Here is an 18,071-nt window from a genome sequence, read left to right on the forward strand (position 1 = left end):
TTCAATTTTCGAATTTTAATTGATATTTCAAAGTTATTTTTCTATTATTATGCCAAATTAGCCCTATGCTATTTTTTCATACGAAACTTTACACTATCAAATATAAAAACTTCTATATGTAATCTAATTACATGTAGAAGTTTCTTAACTATAATATATATTTATATATTAAGCAGTTTTACTTTCTTAGCACCTTTTAACAAAAAACCTTTTATAAAATTTTTATTAACTCTTCAAACCATTTAAGATTCACTAAATGATGAGAAAGTGAATTTTCCATCATCTTTTTAAAATACATCTGAACACTATTATCATTTTTAATAGATTCTTCTAGTAAAAAAATTTTTTCCTTAGTTTGCTCTATTTGAATTTCTATTATTTTTTCTAAGTTCTCTTTTTTATATTCATCAAAAAATAACATTGCCCCATAAAAAGGTAAATTTATATACTCAGTTTTAGAACCATACTTAAACATTAACTTTTCAAATTCTTTATTCCCTAGTTCGGTTATAATATAATTTTGAGTTTCTCTAACATTATCTAACCTATCAACTCTTTTAATATATTTTTTTTCCTCTAATTTTTGAAGATTATAATAAAAAGACCCCTTAGTAAAATTAACTATATATTTGTAATGTCTCTCTTCCATTAATGATAATAATTCATATCCATAAGAACCTGGATTTTGTTTTATTAAACCTAAAATTAATAATGGTATCAAAATATTATCTCCTTTATATTTTTACTTTATAGTATACTACTTTTTTATCTATATTTAGTCATTATTAATTAGTGTAACTTGTGCTAAAAATTCATCATATGTTAGTTTCCCTAATGCAAAATCCATACTTTTTATATATATTTTTTCTGTCTTAGTAGGTACTCTTGAACAAATTGAATTTTCTAAATCACTTTCATTCATTAATGGCTCTAATACATGCTTTTTATTAGAAAAAGCTTCAAAATATCTTAATCCAAATTTTCTTTGAGAAATTGCATTAATATGAATACCATCAGGATTAGATGTTAAACCAGATGCAGTAACAAAATAGCAATTATCCTGTTCTAAAGCAAATCTTTCTAATTCTTTATTAATAAGATTATATTCAGTACAACTTTTTCCAAATCCTTCTTTTCCTAAAAAATCTGGTAATCCTCCAATGATAACTGGAATATTTGGGATATTTAATTCTTTTCTAAGAGCTTGAATTATTAAAAGTAATTTTTCATAATATACTTTGTAATTTCCATTATGACTATCACTTTCTCCTTGATGCCATAATACTCCTATTAATTCACTGATTTCCATAGCGAATTTAGCTTCATTTATCGCATGTCTAAAAAGTACCTTATCTGTAGCCCATTCATCTATTGAACTTCCACCTTCAGCACAAGGAATCAATCCAATAACATCATTTTGATTCTTACAGCACCATGTTTCTGCAAATGAACCTGCTAAACTTATTCCAGAAACAGGTCTATCATAATTAATAGGTTCAGTCATCATTTGCCATCTACCATTACGTAACATTTGTATTCTTTCATTATAAATTGGAGGAACTTCATTAATAAAACCTCTTCCTGCCATATTGGACTGACCTAACATTAAAACTGATTTAATCACTTTTTTCATCCTTTCTTTTATTTATCTAAAACTAACGTAATTAATAATAGTCTAATTAGACTGTTTACAATTAATTCTTATAATAAAATTTACCTATTTACAATTTCAGTAAAAACCTCACTTATTTATGATACGGTTCTCCGTATCGGTAATAAGTGAGGTTTCTTTGTATTAATCTATTAATTAAACTCGGATTTATCAATCTATTCCTTTATTTTTATCAACATCATTTATTCCAAATAAAGCTATTATCAAAGATACTATAGCAATAGAAATATCTGTTGCCGAAACAGACTGCATAAAATAATCGACAACACGCAGACCATAAAATGTAGCAAATGTATCTAAGATAATATAAAACAGTATAGCCATTTGTTTTGACACTTTCCCCAAAGATAGGAATATTTTAGGCAACACCATAGCTATCATACTAAAAGGATAAGAAATAATTGTTGCAATTACAAAAAACAGAATAATACTGCCTACTGACTCATATTCAAATCCAAACATTCTCATTATCACTCCACATAACAAGGCAATAATGGATAATATCCCCAAAAACAATAGTGCACATAAAAGAAAAATTACTATATTTTCTTTATACCTTTTCCAAATCTCTTTCAATTATTTCACTCCTCAAACTCTACTTTATCTAATAAATATAAAATATTTCTATATGATAAAATTATACGATTTATTTATAAAAATATAAATATTCTATATTTCATTATTACTATTCTCTATATAGTAATATCTAAGTTTAATACATTCATTCCAATATTTCTTAACATAAAAGAAGAAGGAGCATCCTTTATCGATACTCCTTCTTCCTTACTTATATAGTCAACTAAGTTATCATTTATTTTTAATTTTATTGAATCTATTTCTCTAGATTCATTTATAGTTATTTCTGATATTATCATATGAAGTAATTTCTTCTGTTGCTCTCTTGTTGTACTTTCTATTAGTACTTTGCTAAAATTCTCTAGTATGCTCTTTATGAACTCATAAGGTATTTCTTCACTTGCATCATCTGAAAGTGTAACTAGCAATGGTTCTTTTTCCTCTTGAAGACATTTTGCCCTTTTATTTAGCTCCCCTTTTCTCTGCTTGAACTCTTCCTTAGATATTACTTCTTCTTCATATGCTTCAAAAAGTTTAGTTTTCTTCCTATCTATCTTTTCAAGTTCTTTATCTATTCTTTCTAGCTCTTTCTTAGCTGGATTTATCTTTTTATGTCTTTCTCTATTAACATTCCTTACTATAGTTTCAACCATTTTCTCATTAGAAAGTAATTCTGATAACTTATTAAACACATACTCATTAGCTTTATCAACTCTTATTGTATTAGAGCTACATACACTTGTACCTTTATTCTTCCATGCCCCACAACAGTAGTAAGCTATTCTCTTCTTAGTACCATCAGCTAACTTATTGGTAGTTCTTGAAATGACCATACCAGCTCCACATTTAGGACATCTTAATATCCCTGTTAATGGATATTCACCATCATATATTCTTGAAGGCTTACCTTTCTTACTTTCCATGATTGCTTGTACCTTATCCCATAGTACTTCATCTATTATAGGTTCGTGTACTCCATCTGTTATTATTGGATTAGCATTTATATTTCTTCTTCTTTTCTCTGACCAATTTTGTCTTACATTATATCTAACCTTTCCTATATATACTGGATTAGTTAGAATTTCTCGTATTGAACCTACTGAAAAATCATTTCCTTTCTTAGTCTTATAACCTAACTTATTTAGTTGATTAGTAATAGCCTTATATCCTTTCCCATTACTATATTCATTAAAGATTAATCTTACTGACATTGCTTCTATTTCATTAATAGTTAATTTAGTTTTTCTTCTTTTAGCTCCTTCTTGATTCTCCACAGGAACTAAGTCGTATCCTAAAACTCTTCCACCACACCATTCTCCTGCTTTTGCTTTTGCACACATTCCCATTTTTACATTTTGAGCTATAGTACCTCTCTCAAACTCTCCTATCAATGCCATCATCTGAAATTGCATTTTTCCTGCTGGTGTATCTGTTTCAAATGGCTCTGAATATGATTTGAATGTTATATCATTCTTCTCTAATATGTCAACTATCTTTAACACATCAGCTAACTTTCTACTTATACGATTTATCTTCCATGAGATAACCATATCAAACTTTTTTTCCTCTGCATCTTTTAATAACTCTTTTAAAGCTGGTCTATTTTTAATATCTTTCCCACTAATTCCTCTATCTGAATAACACTTATACACTTCATAATTGTTTTTCTCTGCCCAACTCATTAGTAATCTTTCTTGTTCATCTATACTATAACCTTCTTCAGATTGCTCTATAGTACTAACACGAGTATACAGGGCTAGTCTTTTTCTTACATTCTCATCTTCTATATTATTAAGTAACTTCTTTAAAACCATTATATATACCTCCAAGTTTTATATTTTCTCTCTAATCAAATTTATAATATATACTTATCATCTTAGTTTATAACGGAAAATATCGTTATTATTGAAATAATAATAGCAACGATATTTTCCATTTTCATTAATATTCATATCAAAATTTATTAATACATTTTTTAAATTATTTCATTTATCATATTTATCTTCTCATTTTTTACATTAGTTATTTATTTTTCCCGGTTTCCCGTAATCCCGTAATTTTTCTATAGCAATCTAAAAATTAATTAACTTTTCTATTCCTCAAAATGAATTTGAGATTCTCCTTTTAATCCAAAATTTTCTTTATTGAATTTAGGGTTTTTAACAATCTCTAAATTTTCATATTCATTAATATTTAATTCTATTGGGTCATCATCAAACATACCTATTTCAATATCCCAATTATCTAAATTTAAGTTAATAAGATAATCGATGAACTCATCTATTAATCTTAGATAATTCTTTTCATTCAAAATTACATTGTTCTGTTGTGAAAGCCACCATACTGCTATTTTTCTTTCTTGTTGTCTAATTATTATAAATTCTGGTCTTATATCTATATTTTTTAATAAAGATACTATCTCATTCATCTTTCTATCAGAGTTATATTTTATATTAATTGCTAACCTAGTTAATATATTTTTACCGTTATAATGGTCTTCTCTTACTCTTTCTTTTCTGAACTTATTTAAAACCATTTCCTTTTGCTCTAACTTCTTTCTTACTCCTGATATTTTCATAATATTTACCTCCAGTTTCTTGATTATTTATATATGTACTTAATTTACTGTCTAGGTTTATTATTTGATTTACTTTCACATATAAAGTTAATTATTATTTCTGATAGTAAATCTATTATTTCATTACTCTTCTTATTAGAACTCATTATTTTCTCTCCTTTATATATGATTATTTAATTTCCCGTTTTCCCGTAATCCCGTAGTTTTTCTATAGCTATATAAAATTTATTAATTTAATTAACTTACTTAGCTTTTATTTTATATATAACTATTACTTTTAACGGGATTACGGGTTTTACGGGATTAGATTTAATTAATTATCAATTAAAAATTTATCTAAATATTCTTTTGGTACTTTTAGAATATATGTTGTATCATCTAATTTCTTTGGTAAATCTTCCTTGTCCAATGAATTTTTTCTAAGCTCTTGCTCTTCACTATTAAACAGTCTGAATCTCTTAGTAGTTCTATCATTTTCAGTATCTAAATAATTAGAGTTTTTCCATTCTTTTACTACAACTTTAGGCTCTCCATATCCTAAATCTCTCAAGTTCTTTTCTAAAACATTCTTTAGAATTGCAACTTCATAGTAATCTTCTTTAAAGTTAATATTTCCCCAACAGATATTATTTTTAATTGATATATTATTTATTTTAAAATTGCCTTTATTCTCAATTATTTTTTGTATTATCTGATTGAATGCCTTTGCTCCAATGTCTCTTTCAAGCATATTTTTTTCTTCATTCTCAACTAAAAAGTTAAGTATACTATCTAAATCTAAATCAATTCCTATGGAATCATTTATTATTTCACCAGTAACAAGTATTATTGCTAGCTTATTTGCAATTCTATCTCTAAACTTATTTCTTGGAAGTATCTCTTTCAGCTTAGTTGTCCATTTATTAAGCAAAGCTTGTACCCCTTCTTCCTTTAAATAGTTTACTTGTCTTACTATTGATTCTGCTCCTATTCCGTAATTATTAAGAATTACTCTCTTTATTTCTTCTGCATCTTCAGCAGATTTAGTCCATTGAATATTAGCAAATTCAATTGCTCTAATTGATAATCCAGCATTTTTATTAGTTCTTTCAAGAATAGATTGCTCTCCTGTAGAAATTATTACAGTAGACCACTCTACCTGTTCTCTTTGTGTAATTGAATCATTTAATCTTGCTTTATCCTTTCCACTAACCATTGAGTAAATCATACTTGTAAAGTCATTTTCTCTACTCATTGATAATTCATCAAAAACTACTGGAATTCCAAAATTACCTCCTAAAGAATTCATTATGGCATTGTTTGTGCCATTCCAAAGTCTTATAAGTCCTTTATTCTTAGTACTAGGGTTTCCCATCAGCGAAACTGCCGTCATTGCACCTGTTGTTTTACCTTGTGTACTATTTCCATATATATGTATTAATAAACTCTCCATTTCTCCAGTTGTTCTAGCTAACTTCCCTACAATTACCGAAGATGTTGCCATACAAATTAATGCTTCTAACTGAATGTTGCCCTTTATGTGTTTTCTATACATAGTAACCCAACTATGTAAATAGCCTTTATGTCGTAAATCATAGTCTGAAATTTCTACATCACATATAGCCTTCTCATCTTCATCATTAGTTATTGTCCTCTCATGCCTAAAAATATACTCATCATCTGAACTTATAGCTTTATGCCATCCAACATTTTTATAAACATTGATACAAGGTGCAATTTTACCTTCCAAACTTAAAAATTCAGATATTAAACCTCTATTGGCATATGGAATATCAAATCCATTAATAACTCTCTTTGATAATTCATTAGGTAGAATAAAATTCATAGGACATTTAATTTCATTAAAACTATCATCAAACTTGTATAATACATTTGTATAAACTTCTTGATTATCAATATTGTAAACTTTATCTTTAATATAAACGCCATCTGAAATTTTCTTCTCTTTTATTTCTCCAGATTCTTTATCCTTACATTTAAAATATAAACCATGTATATCAAATCTAAAATTTTTGATAAAAACACTCTCTTCACTTCCTAAAATTTCTTCCAAATCAATATACTTTTTTTTATTTTGACTTCTATTGTCGTCTTTAATACTTTCTTCTCTATCAAGTCTCTGTTCTATCTCTAAATCTTCGGATTTTATTATAGGTTTTTTACATGTAACTTTTGGAACTGGTCTCCTTTGTCTTATTCTTGCTATATCTGCCATTTCTATCTCTCCTTCTTTAAGATGACTTAGTGAAAAACTAAGTCATCTTATAATTAATAAAACTTTCTTTCTACTATATTTGCATAAACATTTCCCTTATCATCAGCATTATGCTTAATAGTTAATATACATTTCTTACCTATTAGTTCTTCAATATCTATCTCATCAGGAATATCACCTTTATAAACATCATTTAAGAATTTGAAACATTTAGAGTTTTCTGATTGGGATATCATTATATTTTCTTTTTTTGTTTGCTTTGTTGTATCATCGTCAATCTCATATATTACTTCAAGAAAATCTCTAAACCCCCAATCTGTTTTCTGATTTGTTAAATAAATTATATTTTGTATTATTGATTCATAATCACCTTCATTTAAATTAGGCTTAATTTTAGTTGTCCCTAAAATTTCATACTTGTTTCTAAAAATCATTTATAATTCCTCCTTCTACTTACACCAATTATTGCTTATTGAAATGTCAACAATAACTGGGATATTCTTGATAATTTTTTTCATTCCATTAATCATGCAACATTTCAAAACATCTTTTGCTTCTTCTACATCATCTTCTCCAACTTCTATAACAACTTCATCGTGAACTACAGCTACTAACTTCCAAGAACTCTTTATATTACATACAAGTAATGCTAAAGCTTCTTTTAACCCCTCTGCTGCTGACCCTTGAATTGGGATATTTAATCTTTGAGTCATTGATAAAGCCCTACCTTCCCAATATCGTCCTCCCAAACTCATAATTCCATTAGCCCTTAGTAATTTGTCTTGAAGTTCTTTTATCTTTGGATATCCTTTAAGAAACTCAACTCTATATCTCTCTGATTCTTCTAATGATATGTCTATGCCAAATTTTCTTAGATTTTTTTGGATACCATAAGCTGTAATCCCATAGCATATACCAAAATTAAGACTCTTTCCTACTTGCCTTTCTTCCTTAGTAACTTCTTCCATAGGTTTATTGAAAACTAAACTAGCTGTACCTGCATGAAGGTCAACACCTTCATTAAAGTAATTAATTAAAGTTTCATCTCTAGAAATACTTGCAAGAACTCTAAGCTCAACTTGTGAATAATCAGCACATATTAGCTTATTTCCTTTCTCTGCAACAAAAAACTCCTTACTGCTACTTGGCATAGCCTGAAGTGGAGGATTGCTACAAGACATTCTTCCAGAAGTAGCTCCTATTAGCCACCATGAACCTCTAATTCTTCCATCTTCACATAAAAACGTTTTCATTTTGTCGCCATAAGTCCTTATCTTAGTCTTTAACTTTCTATACTTTCTTATAAGCTTGACCACTTCATGGTCATCTGAATATTTAGCTAATTCATCATCAGAAGTTGAATATAACTTAATTCCATACTCATATAAAGCTTCAACTATTTGCTTTGGAGAGTTTAGATTTAATTCTTCTAAACCTAATATCCCTCTTACATCTCTCTGGATTTCATCACAAAGTTCTCTATCATAGTCTAATACTTTATTCCACTGGTCAAAGTTCATCTTTATACCATTAAGTTCTAACATTACTATAGAAGGTAAAGCTCTTCTTTCTCTTTCATAAGTTTCTAATAGATTTCTCTTAGCTAGTTCATCTAAAAGCCTATAGTATAACAATCTTGTGTTAGTAACATCATTAATAGCATAATCAATATGCTCTTGAGTTAATTTATCATCACTCCAGTTCTTGCTATCTTGCATAGATTTATTCATCTCAATTCCAAGATATTTATTAGTTAATGCTTTAAGGCTCAATTCCTTTTCTCCTAATACTTGAGCCATAACTAAAGTACATGAGTAATTGTTTACCTCATATCCATTATGTATGAAGAATTCTACATCAAACTTGGCATTATGAAAAACTTTAAGTATATCTTTATTCTTTAGAATTTCTCTTAATTCATCATCTACCACAGTTTGAGTAACTACTTCACTATTACCTTCAGCAAAAGCTATTAATCTTATTACACCATTCATAAAGTGTAGTGAAGTAGTTTCAATGTCCGTGAAAACAACTTTTGATTTTTCCATAAGATTTCTCTCCTTAGATGCTTGTTATTAAATTTTTAAAGAACACTTTGTAGCTCGCTTGCTACACACTTATAATATAAAAAAAATATATATTAAAGTTAAAAAGAGAAATAAGTTAAATCACTTACTTCCCTTTTTTAGAATAATTTCTTACTATTTAATATAATTATTAGTTACTATACTAACTATAAATTTATTTACATCTTCGCTATATTTATATGTATTTTCTTTCACTTTTTTCTTAAACTCATCAAAGTCTTTTCCTATATAATTAAACCTTCTAACTGTAGCATCTACTAGCTCATCAATATTGCTAGATTGTTCTATTAGTTGTAATTTCCTTTTTAATATTTCAATATCATTTTTTGTATTAATCAACATTTCTTTTTTTATTGAAATAAAATCTTTGTCTCGTTTCTCTTTATTCATTTCAGTTAAAACTTCATTTAACTCCTTTTCTTCTTCATCATCTAACTCAAGCTCATTATAAAAATTCTCTTGAAGCATATCTGAGAAAATTTTTCTTTTATCTTCTATATTAACATTAGGTAATAAATCTTCTAATATACTGTCATATCCTATTTTTTTTGACTCTATTGATTCAAAATTATATTCGTCTACCATTTCCTTTAAGTATTCCATCAATAAATCAATAATGGAATAAAATTTTAAATCCGTATATTCATATCCACAAACCTTAGCATAATCTTTCATAGCTACTCTTAAAGCATTTCTATTAAAATATAAATTATTAATCCACACATCTATTGACTTTGATATATAATCCATAAACTCTACCTGCTCATCACTAGCTATTAAAAAGATTGCTGATATTAACTCTGATATTTTTTCAATCAACTTTCTCATAGATTTTGGTAGTTTTTTATTCTCAATATAATATTTATTAGCTTCTATATCATCCTTTATATATTTAGGTAGCTCATTTATTCTTGCAAATATCTTTTCATAATATAATTCTATATCTTCTATCTTCTTATTTTTAGATGGATTTGCTCTTCCAAATGGATTTTCCTTTTGAAACTCTATCAATAATTTTAATAATTCATACCATTCAAATAAAAGAATATAATCACCCTTTTCTGATTCATTACTTCGTATTTTATAAGATTCTATCCCTGCCTCTTCACAAATTGAACTAATCTTATTACTTAATGTTTTCTTACAAAAATCAACATCTTTTTCTAAATCACTTAGCGTGTAATCAATATCTCTAAGTTTATTTCCTCTTGTAGCCAAAAAAAATTCCTCCTTTACTTATAAATTATTACATATTGTATAATTATAATAAAGTTTAAATATTTTTTGTTTATAAATTATTTATCGCTACATATTTACCCCCTATTCCCATCCTATATTTAGAACTCTAAATAAAAAAAATAACTTTCCCTCTTTTTATCTATTCAGTTTGCTTAACTAATTACAAAAAAGAGTAAATAAATTTATTTTTACATAAACCTATCTACTCTCTTAAAAATTACTAAATACCTATCTTGGATTATACCCTTTATGTTTTAATATTATACGCTCCTCATTTTTATCAATTATATATTCATAATTATCTAAATCGCTCTTAGATATTACACCTAGAAACATTGCACTTAAAGCAAGTGGTATTGTAAAAGGACTCATTCCAGCTGTAACTACTCCACTTACTATTGCTGTATTTCCTCCTACCTTAGACATTGTCTTTCCCGCACTATTTAATATTTTCTTATAATCCTTCTTCTCCATTTCATGATATAGTTCTCCCTCTATGTATATTAGATTATATTTTTTCTTTAAATAATATTTTAAGTCTTCTCTTGTAGTAACTATAGTTGGATTGGCTTCTTGCTTTGTTTTACGAATATATCTATTGGTTTCTTTTTGTCTATGACTTCCTACAATATCTGTTTTTATATCATTCAATTTACATTGAATAGCTGTTTTCCATACAAAAAATGACATTCTTTTCATTCCCCTCTTAATCGTTCTTTTTAATTTCATTTTTCTTTATTACTTTTTGTAGCCAATTACAAGTGTATCCTAAATTTCTTGATATCTGTTTTAAGTTCTTTCCATTGTAATATTTATTTAGATAATCTATTACATATTTATCTGAATATAATCTCATTGGAAATGTTATCTGTTGTCCTTTATAATTTTCATATACTTTTAGAGTTATATCATGCCCTAGAACTTCAACCATATCTTTATAGATACCTCTGTAATTTTCACTCTTTTTACTCATGTTTTCTTGTTCAATCAACTCCTCTTCTTTCACATTAAATATTACCTCCATTAAAAAGTTTTCATAAGATTGAAAAGCCAATGGATTTTACAAGGAAAAATCACTTGACTAATCTAAAAAGAGTTAATGCTTCTCTCATTGGAAACATTAACTCTTTTTCATATTTATAATATATATTTAATTGTATAATTTAAAACTATTACTTATTAATTGTGATGATATTATATATCACTTATTAATTAAACTTCTTAGATTTTTTAATTATAAAAAATTCACTCGATATTTATTTAAAATCTAATGAATACTTAATAAAAATTAATTTATTTTTATTTATAGAAATTTTCTTATGAAATCTTTAGATACTCCAAACATAGCTGATGCTTTAGATACTGCTTGAGCTTCTGATAAACCTGATGCTATCATTTCTAAAACTGTTATAGTTATTTTTAATATAAGTAAAATATTCAATTACTCCACCTCCTTTAAGTAAGTATAAATATATGAATAACTATCTCTAACTGGTATAAGTTTAATTACATATTTACTTAACTCTAAATCAATATATAATAGAGTTTCATTATCATATCCTGTACCATTACATAGATTAACCACATTATTAAAATTATCTATTAGCTCGAATTGAATGTAATTAAGTTCTCTCTGTAACTTTCTTAAATCAATTTCATTTTTATTATTCAATTCAATTATTAAATCTCTTGGACTCCACTGGTTAGCTAATCTTCCATCATAGAAATCAAAACGCATTACTCCTAGAAGTTCTTTACTATCATAATCAAAGGTCTTCTCTTTACTTAATGTATTCATTTTCTCCCTCCTCTCATCAATACTCCCAAGGAAATAGCATAGTGCTTCCTTCAGCTCCACTATCTATTACATATATTTTAATCTCACTATCTATCTGAATATCTTCTATCTCTATTTCATATGAACATGAATACTCTGGAACTTCTTGACTTTGATTTATTACAATTTTCTTTCCTTCTTTTCTTATCTTGAAAACCTGTAAGTAATCTAGTTCAACATTTCCTTTGTCTTTTAGCTTATCAATCATGCTCCATATTATTAATTGTAGTCTTATGTCTACATCCTCATTTACACCTCTAGTTATATATCTGTTATTCTTTAACATATCTCTTTATCTCCTTATCATTAAAAGTTTTTATAGTAATCTTTCCACCTCTTATTACACCTACACATAGAATTCTCTTCACTCCTATTACCTCCTTAAAATGTAAAAGTCTTAATTACTTATTCTTAAGCAATTAAGACTTCTAAACTTTATTTATTTCTTGTTTTAACATTTCAATGAATTCATCTGAAAATACTTTTCTGCTTATTGATTCTTTTATTAACTCTATTAGTTCTAGCTCTGTTACATCAAGACTTCTTGGAATGTATGTTTCATCACCTCTTCTTGTTGCCTTGTAGACACAGAATCTAACTTCATCTCTCTTTAGCTCCTTGATGTAGATTTTCTCTATCGAGTATGTGTACTCTCCTTCTCCTACTTTTCCTTGATTTATTATCTTGCAGTATTTAGTTTCCTTGATTATCTTTTCTTCACTCTTCTTACTCATGTTATTCACCCGCCTTATCTTATTCTAGTAGGAACTTAGAAAGTTCTTCTGTAGTTACTACTACTATTGCAAAATCACTCGAAAGTATATAGAGAATCGAATTATAATTTATCCCTCTACTACACTCAATCATATCAGCATATTCTGGTATTAACCCTTGCAACTTATCTTGTTTCAGTATTTCGATATCTACGATATTTTCTGCTATAACTAAATATCCACCTAAATCAGATTCTACATCTCTATCAGCTCCATAGTTTTCATTCAGTATATCTATTGTTATTTTTATACTTTCAATTACTTCTGATGGTATATTATTTACCTCTAGTAATTGATTTTCTTTATAAACCTTCTTCATCATCAATCCTCCCTAAAATATAAAAACTTCTATATGCAATCTAATTACACATAAAAGTTTATTATAAGTAATGTCTTATTAAATATATTATTCTAAAATATAATATATATTTATATTTTAGATTTAGTTCTAAAATACAATTATTTATCAAAACTAACTACTAAAAGTAATTTACCAATTAGTTTTAATAATTAATGTTTCTTTTAAATGTATAATATGTTCCTATAAAGTAACAAATATAAATAACAATCATTAAAGCAACTCCAAAGATTATACTTAAAATAAATTCTATATTCCCAACAAAAACTGTAATTATATCATTATAAATTAGATAATAATTATATATAAATATAGCATCCCCAATCATTGCTATAACAATAGGCACTATGAAATATATGGAAATTTGTTTTAAAATAATCCTATTTATTTGATTTTCTTCAACACCTAATTTTCTAAGCACATTAAACCTATCTTTATGCTCAATAGAATCAGTAAGCTGGCTAAGTGATAAAATAGTTAAACTTATCATTAAAAGTACTATCCCTAAATATACTCCAAGAATTCTCATGGCTAAGGTTGTTGTTAAAATATTATTAATTTCTAGTGATTTGATTCTTATATCAATTACCCTATATGTTATTATGTCATTTTCATCACTATACTTTGTTACAAATTCAGAATTATTACTTCTAAACCAATTATAAATATAATTTTGTCTAAATTCATTAGCCTCTTCATATTTCATCTTATTTTCAATATTAGCAACAAAATTAGTTTCTATAAAGTCAAGGTTATCACATACTTCATCAGGTAAAATTATAATATTATCAGAATTAAAGTAAAAACCTTCTCCAATAGATTCCTTATAACTTGAATCTTGGCTAATATTATATGTTACTCCATTGATATTCAGCTTTGAATTTTTGCCTACATAATTATTTATTACTTCATCACTAACAGCATTATGCCATTGGGTTGTAAATTCCTTATCATTAAGTTTAATTTCATCATAGCCTAGCATGGTTCTTAATTTATTAAAATCACTTAGTTTTATTGCTAAAGTTGATTTAATATTATCATCGTGACTTATAATATATTTTTCTACCTGACAATAACTCTCTATGTCTTTCCCATTATTATTTAACCAGTCTACAATCTCACTATAATCTAATTTAGGAATTACTTTAATATCATCTATATTAGATTGAGCTAAAAAATTAGTACTATAATTATTTCTTATCTCTATATCATAAGGAACTCTCATATCTAAATATCCCATTGACCACTGAGACATTACAAGTGTCATTATAAAACTTATCATAGCACCTAAAAAAGTAATTGATATTGTAGCCATTAATATTGGAGCTGTCTTTACTTTAGATACTATTGCCCCTATTAAAAATAAATTTGTTCCTTCATATTTAAAATTAATGCATTTATTTTTTATATAAATCATAATATAAGCTATTGAATAAAATAATGCATAAGTCCCTATTATAAAAGTAATCAAAGATATTCCTATATACATCAATGATTTTACACTATAATCAATCTCTGAATTTATTAATTTAACAGTATAGCTACCACTAATAATATACATAATTATTGATACTACAAATATTGCTATATACACTTTGTTACTTCTTTTAAATTGAAATTCAACTTGTTTATGTGCATTTATCATATCTATAAGCTTTATTTTTCTTAAAACTATAACATTATACAGTCCAATTATACAAAACATAGATATAAAAAATATAAATGTAATTACCACTGTATCAGCATATAACTTTATACTAAAGACTACTTCCTGCTTTGCACTTATTAACACTATCGCTGTAATTGCTTGAGAAAATAAAGTTCCTACCAATATTCCTGTTATTATAGCTAAAAATCCTACTACAATTGTTTCAATAAAAAACATCAATGATACACTTATTTGTTCAGCTCCAAGTAACACATATGTGGCAAATTCTCTCTTACGTCTCCCTATCATATATTTATTAACATAAGCTATAAGTAAAATAAGAATTGCTGTAATCAAATAAGTTGAATACTGTAATATTATCTTTAAAGCTCTAAAGTTATAGGATTCTTCTGTAATTAATTCATAATCAGAACTAGAAAGCGATGTAATTGCATAAAACAAACTTACACATATTGCTATAGTTATAAAATAAATCAAATAATCTTTAATAGATTTTCTAACATTAGTTTTGGCTAGCTGAGCGTACATCTCTAACATCACCACCTAATAAAGCTACTACATCTAATATTTTATTGAAAAATTGTCGTCTTGTATTTGTACCTCTTACTAACTCTGTAAAGATTTTACCGTCCTTAATAAATAATATTCTATCACAATAGCTAGCCGTAAATGAATCATGAGTTACCATTAATATTGTTGCCTCTAAATCTCTATTTAAATTTGATATCATTTCTATTAACATTTGAGCCGCTTTTGAATCTAATGCACCTGTAGGTTCATCTGCTAATATAAGTTTAGGATTAGTTACTAATGCCCTTGCACATGCAGTTCTTTGTTTTTGTCCACCTGATACCTCATAAGGATATTTTGAAAGCAAATCTTCTATTCCTAGTTCTTTTGCTACGTTTATTACTTTATTATCTATCTCACTCTTTTTAGTTTTATTTATAGTTAGTGCTAAAGCTATATTTTCATGTATAGTTAATGTATCTAACAAATTAAAATCTTGGAATATAAAACCCAAATTTTCTCTTCTAAACTTAGCTATTTTCTTCTGGTTTATTTCAGTTAAATCTTTTCCATCTAGATAAATACTTCCTGCACTTACATCATCAATTGTAGCTATCAAATTTAATAATGTTGTCTTTCCTGACCCTGACGGTCCCATTACCCCTACAAACTCACCTTTTTTCACATTAAAGCTTATTCCATCAATAGCTTTAACTATATTCCCTTTATTTCCATAGTATTTTTCAATATTGTCTATTTTTAATACTTCATTCATTAATTATCACCTCAAAGATATTTTAACTTATATATCACATACTAGATTCGATTTAATATTACTTTTAGGTGACAATATTGTAACATTAGTAACTTAGAACTTACAAAAACTTCCCATAGGAAAAGTAATACTAACTTTTGTATAAGTATCTATTTCTGATTCTATACCTATTAATAGTCCTAATTTATCACACAATTTTTTACACAAATATAATCCAATCCCTGTAGATTTACTGTTTATACGACCTATATTCCCTGTAAATCCTTTTTCAAATATTCTCTCTATTTCATCTTTAGAAATTCCAATACCATTATCCTCAATAATTAATTTAGTCCCATTTTTAATTTCTTGTAAATAAATCTTAACTTTTGGATTTATGTTATTTCTATACTTTATAGAATTTACTATTATTTGATTTAAAATAAATTCAAGCCACTTACTATCACAATATACCTCTGTGTCTATGTCTTCAATTTCTATATCAATATTATTTAAAATAAAGCCTTGCTTATTTCTTGTAATAACGTTGTTTACACAACTCTTAAGACTTATCTCCTTTACAAGATAATCTTTATCAACATCTTCACTTCTTGCATAAAATAAAGCTTGCTCCACATATCTATCTATTTCTTCCAGTTGCATAAGTATTGCTGAACTGTTAGCATTTCTATTATTTTCTTCAATTAATTTAATAAGAGAAATTGGTGTTTTTACTTCATGAATCCATTGTTCTATATACTCTTTATAATCCTTTAATCTTAATTTTTCTTTATTAATCTCTTCCCTCATTGCTTTACTAGATTTTTTCAAAAGGAAATAATAGGGCTTTGCCTCAATAAAAGGTGGTACCTCTAATACCTCACTTATTAAATACTTTTTATCTATATTGCATATACACTTTTCTACAAAGATAAAATAATCTTTTCTTTTTATATAGGCGATAATCAAATATCCAAATAAAACACACCCCCAAATTACTGCTATAATTATTAATGGTTTTAATTCATTGTCTATGCTTAAAAGAAACACTTCTAAAAATATTAAAGACATGATATTTAACAATATATTTCCTATGTTATATTTTAGATACTCTTTAAAATTCATATTATATAACCCTGTCCTCTTTTAGTTTTAATAAAATCCTTTAATCCTATTTCTTCAATTTTATTTCTTATTCTTGTTATATTTACTGTAAGAGTATTATCATTTACAAACATAGAGCTATCCCATAAGTATTCCATAATTTCTACTCTAGATACTATCTTTTCTTTATTTATTAATAAGTAATACAATATTTTCATTTCATTTTTTGTAAGCTCTTTACTATTTCCCTTATACTCAATAGTACTTGATAGAATATTTAACTTTAACCCATTGTACTCAATAATATCTAAGTTAGAATCATTAGGATAAGCTCTTTTTATTAAGGCATTTATTCTAGCTAAAAGTATTTGGGTATTATATGGCTTTGTTATATAGTCATCTCCACCTAAGGTGATTGCCATAAGCTCGTCTATATTGGTATTTCTACTTGTTATAAAAATTATAGGCACCTTTGAAAAGCTACGTATCTCTGTACATAATTTAAATCCATCATCACTTGGTAGATTTATATCTAATAATACTAAATCTGGACTATCATCTTTTACCATTTTAGGTATCTTATCAAAATCTTTTGGTTTTAAAACTGAATAACCATTTATGGTCAATAAATTCCCAATTTCATTTTGAAGTTGTTCATTATCATCTATTATCATTATCGTAATCATATTTTTCTCCATT

20 protein-coding genes are annotated in these 18,071 nt (G+C 26.5%); all 20 read right to left on the reverse strand.

Features of this window, described 5'->3' with window-relative positions; translation table 11 throughout:
• Positions 1–211 precede the first annotated feature (211 nt).
• The 20 genes from BHW04_RS06210 to BHW04_RS06305 all read right to left on the reverse strand — a co-directional run bounded on the left by BHW04_RS06210 (position 212) and on the right by BHW04_RS06305 (position 18,058).
• Positions 212–721: a PadR family transcriptional regulator gene (locus BHW04_RS06210; RefSeq protein ID WP_045144198.1), complete on the reverse strand. Its 510-nt coding sequence runs from the start codon at positions 719–721 to the stop codon at positions 212–214.
• A 54-nt stretch (positions 722–775) separates the two neighbouring features.
• A complete protein-coding gene (locus tag BHW04_RS06215; RefSeq protein WP_045144199.1) occupies positions 776–1,624 on the reverse strand; it encodes a sialate O-acetylesterase in 849 nt (282 codons plus the stop codon).
• A 198-nt stretch (positions 1,625–1,822) separates the two neighbouring features.
• Complete coding sequence (locus BHW04_RS06220; RefSeq protein ID WP_302699209.1) at positions 1,823–2,248, reverse strand: regulatory YrvL family protein; 426 nt, start codon at positions 2,246–2,248, stop codon at positions 1,823–1,825.
• A 116-nt stretch (positions 2,249–2,364) separates the two neighbouring features.
• Positions 2,365–4,062, reverse strand: a complete 1,698-nt coding sequence (locus BHW04_RS06225) for a recombinase family protein (protein WP_302699210.1) — start codon at positions 4,060–4,062, stop codon at positions 2,365–2,367.
• 278 nt (positions 4,063–4,340) lie between these two features.
• Entirely contained in the window at positions 4,341–4,826 is a 486-nt protein-coding gene (locus BHW04_RS06230) for a hypothetical protein (RefSeq protein WP_302699211.1), read from the reverse strand.
• Between the two features lie 313 nt (positions 4,827–5,139).
• A complete protein-coding gene (locus BHW04_RS06235) occupies positions 5,140–7,041 on the reverse strand; it encodes a DUF927 domain-containing protein (RefSeq protein ID WP_302699212.1) in 1,902 nt (633 codons plus the stop codon).
• A gap of 53 nt (positions 7,042–7,094) precedes the next feature.
• Positions 7,095–7,475: a hypothetical protein gene (locus tag BHW04_RS06240; protein WP_302699213.1), complete on the reverse strand. Its 381-nt coding sequence runs from the start codon at positions 7,473–7,475 to the stop codon at positions 7,095–7,097.
• Positions 7,476–7,490: 15 nt separating this feature from the next.
• The gene (locus tag BHW04_RS06245; RefSeq protein ID WP_302699214.1) at positions 7,491–9,089 is read right to left on the reverse strand and encodes a DNA polymerase; all 1,599 of its coding nucleotides are present in this window, start codon (positions 9,087–9,089) and stop codon (positions 7,491–7,493) included.
• 153 nt (positions 9,090–9,242) lie between these two features.
• Entirely contained in the window at positions 9,243–10,346 is a 1,104-nt protein-coding gene (locus BHW04_RS06250) for a hypothetical protein (RefSeq protein ID WP_302699215.1), read from the reverse strand.
• 249 nt (positions 10,347–10,595) lie between these two features.
• Entirely contained in the window at positions 10,596–11,057 is a 462-nt protein-coding gene (locus tag BHW04_RS06255; RefSeq protein ID WP_302699216.1) for a hypothetical protein, read from the reverse strand.
• Positions 11,058–11,073: 16 nt separating this feature from the next.
• Positions 11,074–11,373 carry a Mor transcription activator family protein gene (locus BHW04_RS06260; protein ID WP_302699217.1) on the reverse strand — a complete coding sequence of 100 codons (300 nt, stop codon included), beginning with the start codon at positions 11,371–11,373 and terminating at the stop codon, positions 11,074–11,076.
• A 297-nt stretch (positions 11,374–11,670) separates the two neighbouring features.
• The gene (locus tag BHW04_RS06265; protein WP_294170123.1) at positions 11,671–11,808 is read right to left on the reverse strand and encodes a hypothetical protein; all 138 of its coding nucleotides are present in this window, start codon (positions 11,806–11,808) and stop codon (positions 11,671–11,673) included.
• Positions 11,809–12,165 (reverse strand): hypothetical protein, encoded by a 357-nt coding sequence (locus BHW04_RS06270; RefSeq protein ID WP_302699218.1) that lies wholly within the window; start codon positions 12,163–12,165, stop codon positions 11,809–11,811.
• 16 nt (positions 12,166–12,181) lie between these two features.
• Entirely contained in the window at positions 12,182–12,490 is a 309-nt protein-coding gene (locus BHW04_RS06275; protein WP_302699219.1) for a DUF960 family protein, read from the reverse strand.
• Between the two features lie 142 nt (positions 12,491–12,632).
• The gene (locus BHW04_RS06280) at positions 12,633–12,938 is read right to left on the reverse strand and encodes a hypothetical protein (RefSeq protein WP_302699220.1); all 306 of its coding nucleotides are present in this window, start codon (positions 12,936–12,938) and stop codon (positions 12,633–12,635) included.
• Between the two features lie 19 nt (positions 12,939–12,957).
• Complete coding sequence (locus tag BHW04_RS06285; protein ID WP_049039691.1) at positions 12,958–13,296, reverse strand: hypothetical protein; 339 nt, start codon at positions 13,294–13,296, stop codon at positions 12,958–12,960.
• 184 nt (positions 13,297–13,480) lie between these two features.
• On the reverse strand, positions 13,481–15,541 hold the full coding sequence (locus BHW04_RS06290) for an FtsX-like permease family protein (protein WP_302699221.1): 2,061 nt from the start codon (positions 15,539–15,541) through the stop codon (positions 13,481–13,483).
• Positions 15,507–16,289 (reverse strand): ABC transporter ATP-binding protein, encoded by a 783-nt coding sequence (locus BHW04_RS06295; protein WP_008676421.1) that lies wholly within the window; start codon positions 16,287–16,289, stop codon positions 15,507–15,509. Before BHW04_RS06295 ends, BHW04_RS06290 begins: the two co-directional genes overlap by 35 nt.
• A 93-nt stretch (positions 16,290–16,382) precedes the next feature.
• Positions 16,383–17,393, reverse strand: a complete 1,011-nt coding sequence (locus BHW04_RS06300; RefSeq protein ID WP_008676419.1) for a sensor histidine kinase — start codon at positions 17,391–17,393, stop codon at positions 16,383–16,385.
• A complete protein-coding gene (locus tag BHW04_RS06305) occupies positions 17,390–18,058 on the reverse strand; it encodes a response regulator transcription factor (RefSeq protein ID WP_008676418.1) in 669 nt (222 codons plus the stop codon). The genes BHW04_RS06300 and BHW04_RS06305 overlap by 4 nt, the downstream gene beginning before the upstream one ends.
• Positions 18,059–18,071: the final 13 nt, after the last annotated feature.

The organism is Clostridium sp. 29_15 (genome assembly GCF_001916075.1).
Lineage (GTDB): Bacteria > Bacillota > Clostridia > Clostridiales > Clostridiaceae > Clostridium > Clostridium lentum.